The organism is Paraburkholderia unamae (genome assembly GCF_003096875.1).
Taxonomy (GTDB): Bacteria; Pseudomonadota; Gammaproteobacteria; order Burkholderiales; family Burkholderiaceae; genus Paraburkholderia; species Paraburkholderia unamae.
Genome location: NZ_QEOB01000048.1, coordinates 1 through 15,690 on the forward strand (window position 1 = coordinate 1; position 15,690 = coordinate 15,690).

Below are 15,690 nucleotides of genomic sequence, written 5' to 3' on the forward strand. Positions count from 1 at the left end.
GAGCGAGACCGCGCCGTTCGACTATGTGCCCGCGCTCGCGCAGCAGGTGGAGCCGGTGGTGCGGCGCATGGTGGGCGGCGCGCTCGATGCCGTGATGGCGATGAACGCTTCCGCAAGCCGCTAACGCGCGGCGATCGCCTGATTCTGCAACCGAAAAGATCGCAGGATCAGGCTCAGTAACGAAACGTCTCAAATTTTCCGGAACCCTTGGCGCCGCCCGGCGTCAACTCGCCATGACGCGAGTAAAGGGAACACCCACGGGAACACCCAAGGCCGCCCACAAGGGCGTCCATCGGCTTTCGCGTGGCTTTCTGGCGGCCGCGACTTCCACGACTGTGCAATGGCGCTTGTCTCGCGCCACAAATGGGCGCGCGCCTACCCAGTGTGCATCGCGCGCACGGTTTGCGAGCACGCGAGGCGACGCCCGGCGACATCGCAGCGGCGAAATGCTTACCATGGGTTACGCCGCCACACTTCACGGCGTGCTGGCATTAAAGTCGCATGGTGCAGCCGCGCCCGCCAGCAGCCTTTTACGGAGCCCTTTCACGCGGCATCGCGGCGGCCACGAATCGATCAGTCATCCTTACAAAAAGACCCGAAAAGCTGACAGCCTTGTCGAATTCCGGCTGCCTATCCCTTCAATCGTAATGTTCGAAGCGAGCGGGAGTTGTCATTGATGAGTCAGGCGGCGAAGCGATCAATCGAAATCGACTTTTTACGCGGTTTCGCATTGATCTCCATTGCACTCGATCACATTCCGTCCAGCGTGCTCTCGCATGCGATGTTGCATAACTTCGCCTTCTGCGACTCCGCGGAAGTCTTCGTGTTCGTGAGCGGCTATGTGTGCGCGGCGAGCTGGCTGGCCATGGCGCAGCGCAAGGGGGCGGGGGCCGCGAACCGGCGTTTCTGGCGGCGCGGACGCGAGATCTACGCCGCCTATCTCTGCACAGCGGCGTTGATGCTGCTTTCAGGCGCCGCCGCCGTGATGCTGCGTGTCGATTCGCCCCTCGTTGGCGAGACGGGCTTTTTGCGTTTCGCCGCGCATCCGTTCGCGATGCTCGCCAATATCGCCGTGTTTCGCGATCAGCCTTATCTCGCGGGCGTGCTGCCCATGTACATCGTACTGGTGCTCGCGTTGCCGTTCGTCATGCCGCTCGCGCGCCGTTCGCCCGACCTCGTGCTTGTCGGCAGTTTCGTGCTGTGGTTCGGCGGTTGCTGGCTCGTGAATTATCTGCCCACCGCGCCGGGCGCTATCTGGCCCTTCAACCCGTTCGCGTGGCAGGCCATGTTCATGCTGGGCCTGCTGTGCCGCCTTTATCCGGTGTCGCGCGCGTTCCAGACTTCATTGACAGGGCGCACCTTGACGGCGTTCGCGCTCGTGCTCGTCGCAACGTTCGCGTTCATCCGGCTCTTTGCCGATCTCGATCCGCAGCCCGGCTACATGAAACAGAACCTCGCGAGCGTGCGCATCGTGAGCTTTGCCGCCGTCGCGTGGCTTGCCGCCCAGGCGGTGCGCAAGGGATGGATCGCGTGGTTCGCGCAACGGCTGCCGGCTGTCGTCAACGTGGGGCAGCAGGGGCTCGTGTGCTTCGTGGGCGGCGCGGTGGCGTCGAACGTCATCGACACCCTGCTGCGCGCGACGCATACGATGGATTCGTTGCCCGCGCGGCTCGCGGGCGATCTGCTGGCTATCACCGCGTTGCTCACGCTCGCCGGCGGCGCGCGGCGGCTGAAATCGGTGCGCCCACGCGTTGCGCTGACGTGATGCACGTCACACGCGAACGCGATTTTCCAAAGGTGAGTGTTTGCGGGAGGCCGCGCGTTGCGGGCCTCGGCATATCGCCCATATTGCGATTGGACGGCCCGTTTTTCCGCTCAACCCTCCAGTGGAAAACGCTGGAAGGTGAGGTTTTGCGGGAGCCGGGTGCGCCGCTTGTACTAGCGGCCCAGATTCACGCCTTGGCGAGTTCGCGCACGTCGGCCGTGGGCGTCGATCCGAATGCATCGCTGAGCGCGTAATCGATCAACTGCGTGGCCGCCGTTTCCGGCGTGGCGAGCAGGCCGTTTTGCTTCAGTTGTTCGAACCGTTCGCGCATCGGGAAGTGTGCGACGCTCGTGGCACGTATCGTTTCCTGCATGCCCGTGTCCACCACGCCCGGCGCCACGCTGCAAATGCGCACGCCTTGCGGCGCGTCGAGTGCGACAGCGCGCGCATGATGATCGAGCGCGGCCTTGGTTGCGCAATACACGCTCCAGCCCGGGTACGCATTGCGCGCCGCGCCGCTCGAAACATGCACGATGCGGCGCGACGCGTTTGCGCCCAGCGTGGGCAACGTGGCAAGCGCGTTCGCAAGCATCAGGGGCGCGGCCACATTGAGCGTCACGGCGCGCGCAATCGCACCCGCGTCCTGCGCGCCGAGCGGGGCGATCGGCTCGACGGTGCCCGCGTTGTTGATGAGGATCACGCACTGCGCGCCGCTCGCGAACGCGCCCAGCGTGTCGCCGGCAAGCCAGCGTTCGAGCGCGGCGGGATCGGCGAGATCCACTACGGACTGCGTGAAACGCGCCGCGTGGCGCGACGCGAGGGCGTCATGCGCGCCACGGCCGAGGCCGAGCACGTCGATGTGCCGTTGCAGCAGCAATTCGGCGAGCGCCGCGCCCAGGCCGCGCGTATGGCCGGTGACGATGGCGCGAATGGCGCTACGGGGGGCGGATGTCGAATTCGTCATGGTGTCGTGAGAAAAAAGGGTGGCGATCCTTGCGTGCGCAAGGGCTTGCCGGATGGTGGATATCGACGGGATTTGCCGCGTCTGTTCGCGATTTTCATGCGTTTTGTATGTTCCGCGCACGACGCAACGCGTGGCGGCGGACGCAAAAAAACAGCGATGAAACGTCATTCGCCGGTGAGGTCGCCCGTGATTCGGTATCATAGCGTCCGATCCCATATGGAAGAGAGCTGGACGTGAAAGCCGCATCGCAACAACGCCGCACCCTGAGCTTCAAGGATGGTCTTCTCGAAATCAAGAAGAGCATGGGGATGGACACGGGCCAACCGGCCGAAGAACAGACGCAGAAGTCGCCTGGCAAGCCCGCGCACAAGGGTGCGAAGGGCCACGGCGGCTCCCACGCCCCGAAGGGCCCGCGCGCGCCGAGAGATGGCGCGCAGGCCACCGGCGGCACGGGCGCCAACGAAGGGCGTTCGCGCTCGCGTCAGGGCCGTCCGCAGGGCGCGAAGGGGCAGCAGCAAGGTCAGCAGCCGGAGCAGGCGCAGCAGCAGCGCCGCCCGCAGCAGCCGAGGCCGGCTCGCGCGCAAGAGGCCGGCGAGCGCTCCCAGCAGCAGCGCCGCCGCCCGGCGCGGCCCCAGCAGCCGCCCGCAGCGCCCCTGAGCGAAGCCGAAAAGGCGCGCATCGAGCGCAATCGCCAGCTCAACACGGTCTGGAACGTGTTTGCGAAGCACTATCCCGCGTTCCGCGACCGTCTGCCGCTGAAGATCGGCGTGGCCGAAGACCTCGTTGCGCGTCACCCCGAGTACGATCGCACGCTGATCGTCGCCGTGCTCAAGCGCCACGTGAACCATCCTCGCTATCACGAGCGCGTTGCGGCAGGCGGCTCGCGTTTTGAGCTGGATGGCACGGCCTCGGAAGGCCCGGGCATCGACCCGTCGCACGTCGGCCGCGCCAACGCGGCGCTGACGCGCCAGAAGGCGAAGGCCGAGGCACAGGCCAAGGCGCGCGAGGAAGGCAAGGCTCAACCCGAGCCGAAGGCGCAAGCGAAGGCTGAGGTGAACGCCGACGTGAAGACCGAAGTGCAGGCCGATCCGGAGGCGCAGGCGCAGCCCGCGCAGGACGCACAGCCGCAAGCGCAGGCTCCGGCAGCCGAGACCCCCGCGCAGCAGCCTCAGCAAGCGGAAAACGGCGAAACGCCCGCAGCTGACGCCTGAGCGAGTGTGAATGCGGCGCGCGTGCGCGCCGCATCAAGCCGGCTTTCACGCTTTCACGTCAGGACTCCTGTTTCGGTTACGACCCTCTCGCGGCGCGCCCGCGCGAGGGCGTTCGCACGTTTACCTGACGGCGCTTGTCGGCACGCGGGATGAAGCAGGTGCAGCCGCGCTGTCAGCTTCTGCGAATTCATTCGGATAACGATGTTTTTTCGCGGCTCGAATTGCCTGCAATTCCGGCAATTTCAGCAAGCGCACCGGATTGAACGCGATTTGACCTGACCGCAGCGGCCATCCGGCGCTCGACGCGCGGAAGTGCGACTAGTGAGTACTGGCCGAAGCCGCGTCTTGCGCAGAAGCCTGAGCCGCTGTCGATGCCGCCGAAGCCACGAGGCCGGCGCTCGCGGGCGCATCGCTCGCGGCAGGCTCGCTGGCATTATCGATCACACGGCTGAACTCCACGGCGCGCAGGCGGATCTTTTCCGCATAGGCCTTCGAGCCGCCATAGTTCTTCATCGCGGCGTTGAGGTCGCCGCCGGCCGCGCGCTGGTAGCCGTAAAGAATCGAGGAGCCGACGTCGATGTTGACCTCGGGATCGGTGAGATCCTTGTTGTGCAGGATATTGCGATGCGCGGAAGGCACGACCTGCATGAGCCCGGTTGCGCCATTGGCGCCATGCGCCCGTTCGCGAAAGCGCGATTCGATCGAGATGATGGCCAGCAGCACGGCGGGCGGCAGCGAGTATTTCTCGGCGGCACCCGTCACGGCCAGTGAAATTTGCGCGGCCTTTTCCTTCGCCACGCCGAACTTCTGCGTGAGGTAGGTCGAAACCACGGCGGTGCGCGGCGTGCTGACGGTCTCGCTCGCGGGAACCTGCTGGGCCTGCGCGGCCGCGGTTTGCACGAGGCCCGGCAACAGGGCGAGCAGGCAGAATAGCTGCCTCATGGCCGGTGCATAGGGTGAGAAAAGGGAAGGAGCAAGTATAACCGGCCTCGCGTGGCGAGGCCGGTTGATGTGTCATCTTGTTTTTGTGCGGCTGACCGGCGTCAGACAAGGACAAGGCGCCTTGCGCGCCCCGGGTTCAGGTCCGCGTCAGACACGCATTCAGACCTTCTGCACCGATGCTTTCCAGATTTCATCGATGCTCGCGGCGAGCGTCGCATCGAACTCGGCGTCGCTCATCGACTTCGTGAGGTCGTTGATGAGCGCGCGCGAAAAGCTTGCAATCATTCCATGGTTTTTGGCGAGCCGCGCGCAGGCGTCGCTGCGCGTGTAGCCGCCGGAGAGCGCGACCACGCGCACCACGCGCGGATGCTCGATGAGCGGGCGATAGAAGTCCGGCGTATCGGGAATCGTCAACTTGATCATGACGTTGTGCGAGGCGGGCAGCGCGTCGAGCCCCTTGAGCAGTTCGGCGCGCAGCAGCGCCTCGGCCTTGGCCTTGTCGGGGGCCTTGATCGAGATTTCCGGTTCGAGAATCGGCACGAGCCCGTGCCCGGCGATCTGCGCGCCCAGCGCGAACTGCTGCGCGGCGATCGATGCGATGCCCGAAGGCGAGGCGTGCTCGACCACCGAGCGCATTTTGGTGCCGAAAATGCCGGCCTTCACGGCGCGTTGGAGCAGGGTGTCGAGGGCGGGAATCGGCTTCATGAGGCGGACGCCGTCGGCCTCGGCTTCCAGACCCTTGTCAACCTTGAGAAAGGGCACCACGCCGCGGTCGTTCCAGAGGAACGCGGGCACGGGCTTGCCGCCCGCTTCGCCTTCCATGGTGGCTTCGAAGAGAATCGCGCCGATCACCTTGTCGCCTGTGAACGCCGGCGCGCTGATGATGCGCACGCGCATTTCGTGGATCAGGCGGAACATCTCGGCGTCGCCGCTATAGGCGCTCTCGGGAATGCCGTACTGGTGCAGCGCGCCCGGCGTCGAGCCGCCGCTCTGGTCCAGCGCTGCGATGAAGCCCGGTTTGTCGCGCATCTGCGCGAGCATTTGCTCGTTTGCCATCGTTTTACCTCCCGCTTTGGGGCGCCCTTGGGGGCGCGGTGACTCGAATCCGGCCGTCGGCTGCTGCGACGAGTGTACTTGCGCCGCCGCGCCGCGTCTTTGCCATTATGTGGGCACGGCCGCGCAGCGGGGCGCAAGCAGGGAAACGATAAGCCGTAGCAATTGCGGTGCCATGGCAGGCGATAAAAAATCCGCAAGCGCGGATCGCCCGCGTGCCCAGGCCATCACACGATCACCTGGGTTTGCGCGGAGCGGTCGTTCGCGAGCAGCGCCGAAAGCTTGCGCAGCGCGGCCTGCAACTGCTCGCGCCCGCCCGTCGCGCCGAGCGAGATGCGGATCGCATTGGCGGTCTCCGGGCCTTGCTGGAACGCCGTGGAAGGCGCCACGGCCAGCCCTTCGTTGCTCGCGGCGGCGGCCAGATCGCGCGCGTGCCAGTAGCGCGGCAGCGTGTACCAGACGTGAATGCCCGCGCCCGCCGTGGACCCCAGCGTGTGCGACGCGATGCGCTGGCGCTCGCGCGCCTCGGCCTTCACGCCCGCGAAAATCTGCTCGGCCACGCCTTCCTCGATCCAGTGCGTGGCGAGCGCATTGGTGAGCGGGGCGGCCATCAGCGAGAACGCGCGCAGCGCCGCCAGCAGTTGCGCGTGTGCCACGCGGTCGGGCAGCGCGAGGTAGGCCGTGCGCAAGCCGGGCGAGAGCGTTTTCGAGAGCGTCGCGAGATAGCAGACCTGCGCGGGCGCGAGGCGCGCGAGGGGCGGCGGCGCATCGGGCACGAAGCGCCAGTACGGATCGTCCTCGACAATGCGCGCGCCGCAGCGTTCGGCCACCCGCAGGATCTCCAGGCGCCGCGCCTCGGGCATGGTCGCCGTGGTGGGGTTTTGCAGCGTCGGGTTCAGGTAGACGAGCCGCGCCGCGTGCTCTCGACACGCCGCTTCGAGCGCGTCGGGGCGCATGCCGTAAGCGTCGGCGGCCACCGGTTCGATGCGGCGGCCCAGTTGCGCCGCCGCGTGCGGCAGGCCGGGGTAGAGCAGCGGCTCGGTCAGGATCGTCTCGCCGGGGCGCGTGAAGGCGAGGATCAGCGCGGCCAGCGCCGCCTGCGCGCCGGGGCATACGGCCACGCGCTCGGGCGCGACTTCGCCGAGCATGGGTTGCAGCCACTTCGCGCCCGCTTCGCAGTCGGTGCGCCCGCCGCCGCCCACGTGGTAGGTCATGAGCAGATCGGCGTCGCTGCGCAGCAAAACGCGCGAGGTGCCTTCGCGCAGCAGCGCATCCATTTCCAGCCCCACGGGCGGCGGCGGAATGTTCATGCTGAGGTCCACGCGTTGCAGCAGCTCGGCGCGCGGCGCGGCGATGAAGGTGCCGAGCGGCCCGCGCGCCTCGATCAGCCCGCGCCGCCGCGCCTCGTTGAAGCCGCGCGTGACGGTGGTCAGATCGACGCCGAGCAGGGTGGCGAGCGAGCGCTGCGCGGGCACGCGCTCGCCTGGGCGCAGCGCGCCGTGCGCCACCGCCTCTTCGATGAAATCAGCGAGCCGCAGGTAGCGCGGGCCGCTGCCCGCCTGCATGGCCGTGGCCCACGCCTGGATCCCGGCGGGGCTTTCGGTAGCTTGGTCGTGTGTCATTCTGTCGCGGATGTATGCGTCATGTCTTACTCTAGCATGCGTGCATGAAGCGCGTAAATCCATACATATAGGCTATGTATGGCTTCTATAGCGGCCCTCCGGCGGACTGGTCGGGCCGCTTGTGCGGCAGCAGAGTGAGCACGTATGGATGGGTTTGCGCGAATGTCAACCTTGGAACCAGACATGCGCACTCCAGACCCTTGTACCGGGCAGGCCGCGACCGCCGGCCCGCCATCTTCCCCGCTGATCTCACTCGCCTCGTCAACGTCGCGCGTCGCCGGCTTCATGCGCCGCGCGGCGCTCGCCGCGGCGGCCGGGCCGCTCGTCCTGCTCGGCGGCTGCAACATGGCGCTGTTCGCCCCGAAGGGTGACATCGGCGTGCAGGAAAAGAACCTGATCCTCATCGCGCTCGGCCTCATGCTGCTCGTGGTGATTCCCGTGATCGCGCTCACGCTGTGGTTTGCGTGGCGCTATCGCGCCTCAAACACGAACGCGACCTACGCGCCGCGCTGGTCGCACTCCACGGCCATCGAAGTGGTGGTGTGGTCGATTCCCTGCGTGATCGTGCTCACGCTCGCGGTGCTGATCTGGCACACGACGCACTCGCTGGACCCATACCGGCCGATCGAATCGCAAACGAAGCCCGTGCGCGTGGACGTGGTCGCGCTCAACTGGAAGTGGCTTTTCATCTATCCCGACTACGGCGTGGCCTCCGTGAACCAGCTCGCGATTCCCGTGGATACGCCGGTCGAGTTCAACCTCACCGCCGAGTCGCTGATGAATTCGTTCTTCATCCCGCAACTGGGCAGCCAGGTCTACGCGATGCCGGCCATGCAGACGAAGCTGCATCTGATCGCGAACGAGCCCGGCGTGTACACGGGCCGCTCGGCGGCCTTCAGCGGCCCCGGCTTCTCCGACATGCATTTCGACACGCTCGCCACGAGCCGCGCCGACTTCGACGCGTGGATCGCGCAAGCGAAAGCCTCACCCACGATGCTGAGCCGCGCGGCCTACGAACGGCTCGCGCAGCCCGGCGAAAAGACGCCGGTCACGCTCTATTCGAACGTGGCGCCCGGCCTCTTCGACGGCATCGTCGGCAAGTACATGCGCGACGTGCACGGCAACCCGATTTGCGGCGCCGTCCCCAACGCCACCCCCGGCACCGGCGCCCCGGCGCTCACGCTCAACCGTAGCGCCATCCTGGCAGCGGAGTAATCACACATGTTCGGAAAACTCACGCTCGACGCCGTTCCCTGGCACGAGCCGATCATCATGGGCACCGGCGCCGTCGTGGCGCTCGGCGGCCTCGCCTTGCTCGCCGCGATCACGATCGCGGGGAAGTGGGGCTATCTGTGGCGCGAGTGGCTCACTTCCGTCGACCACAAGCGCATTGGCGTCATGTACATCATTCTCGCGATCGTCATGCTGCTGCGCGGTTTCGCCGATGCGATCATGATGCGCGTGCAACAGGCGCTGGCGTATGGCGACGCGGCGGGCTACCTGCCGCCGCATCACTACGACCAGATCTTCACGGCGCACGGCGTCATCATGATCTTCTTCGTGGCCACGCCGCTCATTCTGGGCTTGATGAACGTGGTGGTGCCGTTGCAGATCGGCGCGCGCGACGTCGCGTATCCGTTCGTCAACTCGCTGAGCTTCTGGCTTTCGGTGGTGGGCGCGGTGCTCGTGATGGTATCCATGTTCGTGGGCGACTTCGCGGCCACGGGCTGGGTGGCGTATCCGCCGCTTTCCGAGCTTGGCTATAGTCCAACCGTAGGTATGGACTACTACATATGGTCGTTGCAGCTCTCGGGGCTCGGCACCACGCTCTCGGGCATCAACTTCATCGTGACGATCCTGCGCATGCGCGCGCCGGGCATGGACATGATGAAGATGCCGGTGTTCGTCTGGACAGCGTTCATCACCAACATCCTGATCGTCGCGGTGTTCCCGGTGCTCACGGGCACGCTCGCGCTGCTCACGATGGACCGCTACTTCGACATGCACTTCTTCACGAACGAGCTCGGCGGCAACGCGATGATGTACATCAACCTGATCTGGGTGTGGGGCCACCCGGAGGTGTACATCCTGATCCTGCCCGCGTTCGGCGCGTACTCGGAAATCATCGCCACGTTCTCGGGCAAGCCGCTGTTCGGCTACAAGTCGATGGTCTACGCCACCTCATCGATCGGCATTCTCTCGTTCTTCGTGTGGCTGCATCACTTCTTCACGATGGGCTCGGGCGCGAACGTCAACGCGTTTTTCGGCATCATGACCACGGTCATTTCGATTCCGACCGGCGTGAAGCTCTTCAACTGGCTGTTCACGATGTACCGCGGCCGCATTCGTTATCACAGCGCCACGCTCTGGACCATCGGCTTCATGGTGACGTTCGCCGTGGGCGGCATGACCGGCGTGCTGCTCGCCGTGCCGGGCGCTGACTTCGTGCTGCACAACTCGCTGTTCCTCGTGGCCCACTTCCACAACGTGATCATCGGCGGCGTGGTGTTCGGCTGCCTCGCGGGCGTGAGCTTCTGGTTCCCCAAGGTATTTGGTTTCACGCTCAACGAATTCTGGGGCAAGGTGTCGTTCTGGTGCTGGCTGATCGGCTACTGGCTCGCGTTCACGCCGCTCTACATCCTCGGTTTCGAAGGCATGACGCGCCGCATGAACCACTATGAAGTGGCCGACTGGCACCCGTGGCTCGTGGTGGCGCTCGTGGGCGCGGTGTTCGTGGGTCTGGGCATTCTCGCGTTCATCGTGCAGATCGTGGTGAGCCTGCGCAACCGCGAAGCCAATCGCGACGTGACCGGCGACCCGTGGGACGGCCGCAGCCTCGAATGGTCGACCTCGTCGCCCGCGCCGTTCTACAACTTCGCCGTGCTGCCCGAGATCACCTCGATGGAGCAGCACTGGGACAACAAGGAAGCGGGCCGTGCCTACGTGCAGCCGCGCAAGTACGAAGACATTCACATGCCGCGCAATACGGGCGCGGGCTTCATCATCGCGGCATTCAGCCTGTTGTTCGGCTTCGCGATCGTGTGGCACATGTGGCTGTTCGCGGCGGTGGGCCTGATCGGCATGATCGCCACCTTCATCGTGCGCAGCTACGACCAGGACGTGGACTACTGGGTGCCGGCCGCCGAGGTCGAGCGCATCGAGAACGCGCGCTTCAAGCAACTCGGCATCAAGCGTGTCGATCAATCCGGGAAAATCGAGGAGATGGCTTAAACCATGGCTCACGCTGCTACTACCCACGCCCATGGTCATGGTCACGATCATGGGCACGACGACAGCACCAAGACCACGCTGGGGTTCTGGATCTACCTGATGAGCGACTGCCTCATCTTCGCGACGCTGTTCGCCACGTTCGGCGTGCTCGCGAATGCGACGGCAGGCGGCCCCGGGGCGAAGGAACTGTTCGAACTGCCCTATGTGCTGGGCGAAACGCTGCTGCTGCTCGCGAGCAGCGTCACCTTCGGCATGGCCATGCTGAGCCTGCACGCGCAGCGGCGCGAGCAGGTGATCGTATGGCTCGCCGTGACGTTCCTGTTCGGCGCGGGCTTTGTCGCGATGGAAGTGAACGAGTTCGCCAAGCTCATCGCCGACGGCGCGGGGCCGCATACGAGCGCGTACCTCTCGGCGTACTTCACGCTGGTCGGCACGCACGGGCTGCACGTCACGGCCGGTCTGCTCTGGATCGCGATCATGATGCACCAGACCTTCAAGTTCGGCCTGAGCGGCACGGTGCGCCGCCGCCTCGCGTGCCTGAGCCTGTTCTGGCACTTTCTCGATCTCGTGTGGATCTGTGTGTTTACGTTTGTTTATCTGCGAGGTTTCCTGTGAGCCATTCCCATGCCACTCACCAGGCCGGCCACGACGCGTCGCATGGCAGCCTCAAGGGCTACATGATCGGCACGGTGCTCTCGCTCGTGCTCACGCTCGCCTCGTTCGGCGTGGTGATGTTTCGAGTCGTTTCGCCGGGCTTCGGGCTCGCGGCCATCGTCGTGCTCTGCATTGCGCAGCTTGTCGTGCAACTCGTGTATTTCCTGCATATCGGCGCGGCGCGCGAGCAGCGCTCGAATACGGCGATCTTCATCTGCACGGCGTTCCTGATCGCGGTGATCGTCGGGCTTTCGCTGTGGGTCATGCATAACGCCAACGTCAACATGATGCCCACGCAAATCTCGATCGACCGCGCCATGGCGCACGATTGACCGGCCTGCCTTCACCTGTCTCTACCGGCCGGGTTTTCCCGGCCGGTTTGGGCCCTCAAAAAGCGCGCCGGGGAGGCCCCCCGACACCTCGGGCACAGTGCATGCGCTATACGAAGCGTCGCGACACACCGTCGCTTTTACGTGGAGTGTGACCATGAACAAGGACCAGGTGAAGGGCACGGCTGAAAAGATGAAGGGCAAGGTCAACGAGGCCGTGGGCCGCGCAACCCATAACCCGGCGCGCGAAGTGAAGGGCGACCTCCAGCAGGAAGCCGGTCAGGCACGCAAGAATGTCGGCGACATGAAGGAGGCCGCGAAGGACATGATGAAGAAGCATCACTGACGCCGCCTGATGCGTCAGCCATGAGCAACGCCGCCGCCTCGCAAGGGGCGGCGGCGTCATGCTATGCGGCGTTTGCGCAAGACCCGATGGCGCTCAGCCCGGATTGGAAGGACTGGCCGGATCACTCAGCACGGCAAACGTGGCGTTGGCCTTGAGCATGCAGCGCGAGCCGACCATGAGCCGGCAAGTCGCGAAGCGCAGCCGCGCGCCCATTTTGTCCAGTTCGACGTGCGCTTCGAGCCAGTCGCCGGGGCGCACGACGCCCAGGTAATCCAGGCCCAGATGCGCCGTGACGGCGGGCGGTTCGCGTCCGGCCGCGCGCATCATCGCCGCGCCGATGGCGGTGTCGGCGAGCGTGGCCAGCATGCCGCCGTGCGCAATGTCCAGGTTGTTCAGGTGGCGTTCGTCAACACGCGTGCCGATCACGCCGCGCGCCGCGTCGAAGTACAGCGCGCCGAACTGGCCCATATAGCCGCTGCGCAGCGGCAGCGGCGCGAAGCCGGGCGGCGGCGCGTCGGCTTCCATGGTTGCGTGCGCAACGTTAATGGCGATGTTGTCGGCGCTCACTCGGTCGTTCATGGTTTTTGTTCCGGTCGATGTTCACAGGGCAAGCGGCGGTTCGCGCCTCAGGGAATGAGCCCCTTCGCGCGGCCGATCGCGACGGCCTGGGTGCGATTGCCCGCGCCGAGCTTGGCGTTGATCTTGCGTAGATGCGACTTCACGGTGAGTTCGGAAACGAAGAGCTTCTCCGCGATCACGCGGTTACGGTGGCCGGCCGAGAGCATGCGCAGCACGTCGAGCTCGCGCGCGGTGAGCGCGTCGGCGGGCGAATCGGACCCGTAGGGCGCAAGATCGGGCGCCGTGGCTTCGCGCGTGTGCGCGGGCGGCGCGCCCTCCAGCAATTGCGTGACGAACGCGGGCACGACGCCGAGCGAGGCGATCTGCGTGGGCCCGCGCTCGGCCCACGCGCCGATGAGGCGCATGAGCGGTTCGCCCTCGTCGAGGAACGCGCGCACGAAGCCTTCGTGGCTCGCCATGCGCAGCGCTTCCGTGAGCGTGTCGAAGGCGCCGGTGCGCTCGCCGCCGCCTTCGAGCGCGAGCGCCAGCAACACCCGCACCTTGAGCGCGCGCCAATGGCGACGCCGCGCGTTCGCCTGTTCGAGCGCCTCGCGCAGCGCCTCGGCCGCCGTGGCGTAGCGGCCCTGCGCGATATCGAGGCGGCAGCGCATCAGCACCGGCTCGTCGATCTCGCTGGCATGGAACGACACGCCCGTGCGCGCCCAATCCGCGTGCAGCGTGGCGGCGCGCAGCGCTTGTTCGGCCGCGTCGAGGCGGCCCTCCAGCGTGGCGACGCGCGCGCGTTCGAGCCATGCGGCGCTCACCGCGCGATCGGATTTCACGGCGCGGCCCAGTTGCTCCAGCTCGGCGAGCAGCCGCAGCCATTGCTCGACATTGCCCTCGATGAGCGCGGCGCGCGCCGAAAGCACGTGCGTGGCGATCAGGCCGTCGGTCACGCCCACGCGTTTGGCGCGCGGCAGCGCGTCGGCGAGCAGATGCGTCATGTCGTCGAGCGCGTTCTTCTCGTAGAGCGCGAGCGAGCGCACGCTGTCCACGCTGGTGCGGCCGCCGCCCGAATCCACGGTGCGGTTCGCCGTGGCGTTGGCCGCCGAGATTTCGAGCCGCGCGAGCGCCGTGCCAAGCCGCCCCTGCACGAGATCGATGATGCCTTCGATGGTCTCGGCCATCGTGCGCATCACGACATAGGGATGGTCGTGCGCGCGCCGCAACGCGCGCGAGAGCACGCCGCGCGCCTCGTCGTAGCGGTCGGTGCACACGTAGCTGAAGGCGAGCGAATTCGTGAGGCTGTAGAACGAGAAGTTCGCGCGGTCGGGCAGGCGGTCGAGCAAAACGGCGCTCGATTGCGCGCACGCCTCGACCTGGTCGGTGAGGGCGAGCAGCACGCCGCGAATGGCTTCCGCCACGAACGTGACGCTCGCCTGGTCGGGCTCGCCGGCGCTGCCGTCCACCACGTTTTGCGCGGTGCGCATGGCGTCGGCGTAGCGGCGGTTCAGGAGCAGCACCCAGGCGTAGGTGAGGCCCACATCGGGCCGCGTGGCGAGCCGTTCGGCGCCAATGCGGTCGAGCCAGCGCATCAGCAGGCGCAGGCGGCCGCTGCCCAGCAGGGCGCGCGAATGGTGCGCGATTTCGGCGAGCGCGGCGGCCTCGTCGCCCGCGTCGAGCAGGTGGTCGATGGCGGGCACCGGGCGTTGCGCGTCGAGATACCAGCGCGCGGCCGCGCCGTGCACCGCGCGCTCGCGCTCGGGCTGCGCCGCGCGCAGCCGGTGCTGAAGGAAGCTCGCGAACAGCCGGTGATAGCGATACCAGGCGCGCTCGCCGTCGAGCGGCACGAGAAAGAGATTCGCGCGCTCCAGATAGTCGAGCATCTCCCGGCCGTCGCTGCGGCCGGTCGCGGCGTCGCACAGCGCGGCCGAAAACTGCGGCAGCGCGCTCGTTTCCAGCAGGAACGTGCGGCACGCTTCGGGCTGCCGCGCAAGGATGTCTTCGGCCAGATACTCCGCGAGTTCGAGATTCGTGCCCGAAAACGAGGCGACGAAGGCCGCGTGGTCGGTGCGCGTGCGCAGCGAGAGCGTGGCCAGATAGATGGCCGTGGCCCAGCCTTCGGTGCAGCGGTGCAGCGTGGCGATATCGGCGTCGCGCAGCGGCAGCGCGCATTTCTCCCGGATGAACGCGCTGGCCTCCGCCAGCGTGAAGCGCAGTGCGGCGGGATTGATGTCGAGCAGCTCGCCGCGCGCGCGAATGCGGCCGATGCCCAGCTCCGGCGTCACGCGCGAGGCGACCACGAGCGGGTTGCCGGGCGGCAGGGCGGCGATCAGGTCCTGCATGAAAGCGAGCACGGGGCCGCCCTGGATCGACTCGAAGTCGTCGAGCAGGATGGCGAGCGGCTTGCCGTGCGCCGCCACGCGCTCGATCAGGCTCGACCCGAAGGTCTCGGGGTCCAGTGCGAGCGCGCGCGGCGTGCGCGGGCCGGGCAACGCCGCGTCCAGGTGTTGCAGCAGGCGCGAGAAGTCGTTGTCGGCGGCGTCGAGGCGCAGCCACGCCACCTCGCGCCGGTGCGCGCGGCAGTACGCCGCGTATTGCTGCAACAGCGTGGTCTTGCCGAAGCCCGCCGAAGCGCGGATCAGCACGAGCCGGGCCGTATGCGCGCCGGCGATTGTCTCGATCAGTTGCGCGCGCAACAGATGTGACGGACTGTCTGCGGGCGGCATCAGCTTCGATGCGACGATCCCGCGGGGATGATTTTCGTTGCCGCTTGCGGCGTGTGCATCGGCGATGTTCACAGGCGCTGATTCCTTCTGCGGCGCGCGCGGCGGCGCGCCTCGCGGGTCCGCCGCCGGCCGGTCCGGCCGGGCAGTGGACCTGTCTCACTCCAGTTCGTTATTGCCGGGCGCGAATCGGGTTCAATGCGGGTTTTGACACCGCCCCACAGGTTCGCACCCTCTTTTTCCGTTGCTTGCGCAATCGTCATCCTATTGTTCCACAGCCGCGGGGCGT

The 15,690-nt window shown here is 66.6% G+C and carries 13 protein-coding genes; 7 read left to right on the forward strand and 6 right to left on the reverse strand.

Annotated elements, in window-relative coordinates; translation table 11 throughout:
• Nucleotides 1-676 precede the first annotated feature (676 nt).
• A complete protein-coding gene (locus C7402_RS45160) occupies nucleotides 677-1,765 on the forward strand; it encodes an OpgC domain-containing protein (protein WP_116615184.1) in 1,089 nt (362 codons plus the stop codon).
• A 187-nt stretch (nucleotides 1,766-1,952) separates the two neighbouring features.
• Here the strand turns inward: C7402_RS45160 and C7402_RS45165 are convergent, their stop codons facing one another.
• Nucleotides 1,953-2,729, reverse strand: a complete 777-nt coding sequence (locus tag C7402_RS45165; RefSeq protein WP_116615185.1) for an SDR family oxidoreductase — start codon at nucleotides 2,727-2,729, stop codon at nucleotides 1,953-1,955.
• A gap of 233 nt (nucleotides 2,730-2,962) precedes the next feature.
• Between C7402_RS45165 and C7402_RS45170 the strand changes: the two genes are divergently transcribed.
• Nucleotides 2,963-3,940, forward strand: coding sequence for a ProQ/FINO family protein (locus C7402_RS45170; protein ID WP_116615186.1), 978 nt, complete (start codon nucleotides 2,963-2,965; stop codon nucleotides 3,938-3,940).
• Between the two features lie 318 nt (nucleotides 3,941-4,258).
• Here the strand turns inward: C7402_RS45170 and C7402_RS45175 are convergent, their stop codons facing one another.
• The 3 genes from C7402_RS45175 to C7402_RS45185 form a co-directional block, all read right to left on the reverse strand.
• Complete coding sequence (locus C7402_RS45175; protein ID WP_112175799.1) at nucleotides 4,259-4,882, reverse strand: transglycosylase SLT domain-containing protein; 624 nt, start codon at nucleotides 4,880-4,882, stop codon at nucleotides 4,259-4,261.
• 159 nt (nucleotides 4,883-5,041) lie between these two features.
• Nucleotides 5,042-5,938 (reverse strand): fructose bisphosphate aldolase, encoded by an 897-nt coding sequence (locus C7402_RS45180; RefSeq protein ID WP_116615187.1) that lies wholly within the window; start codon nucleotides 5,936-5,938, stop codon nucleotides 5,042-5,044.
• A gap of 224 nt (nucleotides 5,939-6,162) precedes the next feature.
• Nucleotides 6,163-7,557 carry an aminotransferase-like domain-containing protein gene (locus tag C7402_RS45185; protein WP_116615188.1) on the reverse strand — a complete coding sequence of 465 codons (1,395 nt, stop codon included), beginning with the start codon at nucleotides 7,555-7,557 and terminating at the stop codon, nucleotides 6,163-6,165.
• A 345-nt stretch (nucleotides 7,558-7,902) separates the two neighbouring features.
• On the opposite strand from C7402_RS45185, the gene cyoA reads away from it, so the two are divergent.
• The 5 genes from cyoA (at nucleotide 7,903) to C7402_RS45210 (ending at nucleotide 12,117) form a co-directional block, all read left to right on the forward strand.
• Entirely contained in the window at nucleotides 7,903-8,772 is an 870-nt protein-coding gene (gene cyoA, locus C7402_RS45190) for a ubiquinol oxidase subunit II (RefSeq protein ID WP_425273829.1), read from the forward strand.
• 6 nt (nucleotides 8,773-8,778) lie between these two features.
• Entirely contained in the window at nucleotides 8,779-10,788 is a 2,010-nt protein-coding gene (gene cyoB / locus C7402_RS45195; RefSeq protein WP_112175791.1) for a cytochrome o ubiquinol oxidase subunit I, read from the forward strand.
• 3 nt (nucleotides 10,789-10,791) lie between these two features.
• A complete protein-coding gene (cyoC, locus tag C7402_RS45200; protein ID WP_116615190.1) occupies nucleotides 10,792-11,403 on the forward strand; it encodes a cytochrome o ubiquinol oxidase subunit III in 612 nt (203 codons plus the stop codon).
• Nucleotides 11,400-11,774 carry a cytochrome o ubiquinol oxidase subunit IV gene (gene cyoD / locus C7402_RS45205; RefSeq protein ID WP_224045175.1) on the forward strand — a complete coding sequence of 125 codons (375 nt, stop codon included), beginning with the start codon at nucleotides 11,400-11,402 and terminating at the stop codon, nucleotides 11,772-11,774. The genes cyoC and cyoD overlap by 4 nt, the downstream gene beginning before the upstream one ends.
• A 154-nt stretch (nucleotides 11,775-11,928) precedes the next feature.
• On the forward strand, nucleotides 11,929-12,117 hold the full coding sequence (locus C7402_RS45210) for a CsbD family protein (RefSeq protein WP_112175786.1): 189 nt from the start codon (nucleotides 11,929-11,931) through the stop codon (nucleotides 12,115-12,117).
• Nucleotides 12,118-12,210: 93 nt separating this feature from the next.
• On the opposite strand, the gene C7402_RS45215 is transcribed toward C7402_RS45210, so the two are convergent.
• Together C7402_RS45215 and C7402_RS45220 are read right to left on the reverse strand one after the other, a co-directional pair.
• Nucleotides 12,211-12,696, reverse strand: coding sequence for a PaaI family thioesterase (locus C7402_RS45215; RefSeq protein ID WP_116615191.1), 486 nt, complete (start codon nucleotides 12,694-12,696; stop codon nucleotides 12,211-12,213).
• A gap of 47 nt (nucleotides 12,697-12,743) precedes the next feature.
• Nucleotides 12,744-15,476 (reverse strand): winged helix-turn-helix domain-containing protein, encoded by a 2,733-nt coding sequence (locus tag C7402_RS45220; RefSeq protein ID WP_244315111.1) that lies wholly within the window; start codon nucleotides 15,474-15,476, stop codon nucleotides 12,744-12,746.
• Nucleotides 15,477-15,690 lie beyond the last annotated feature (214 nt).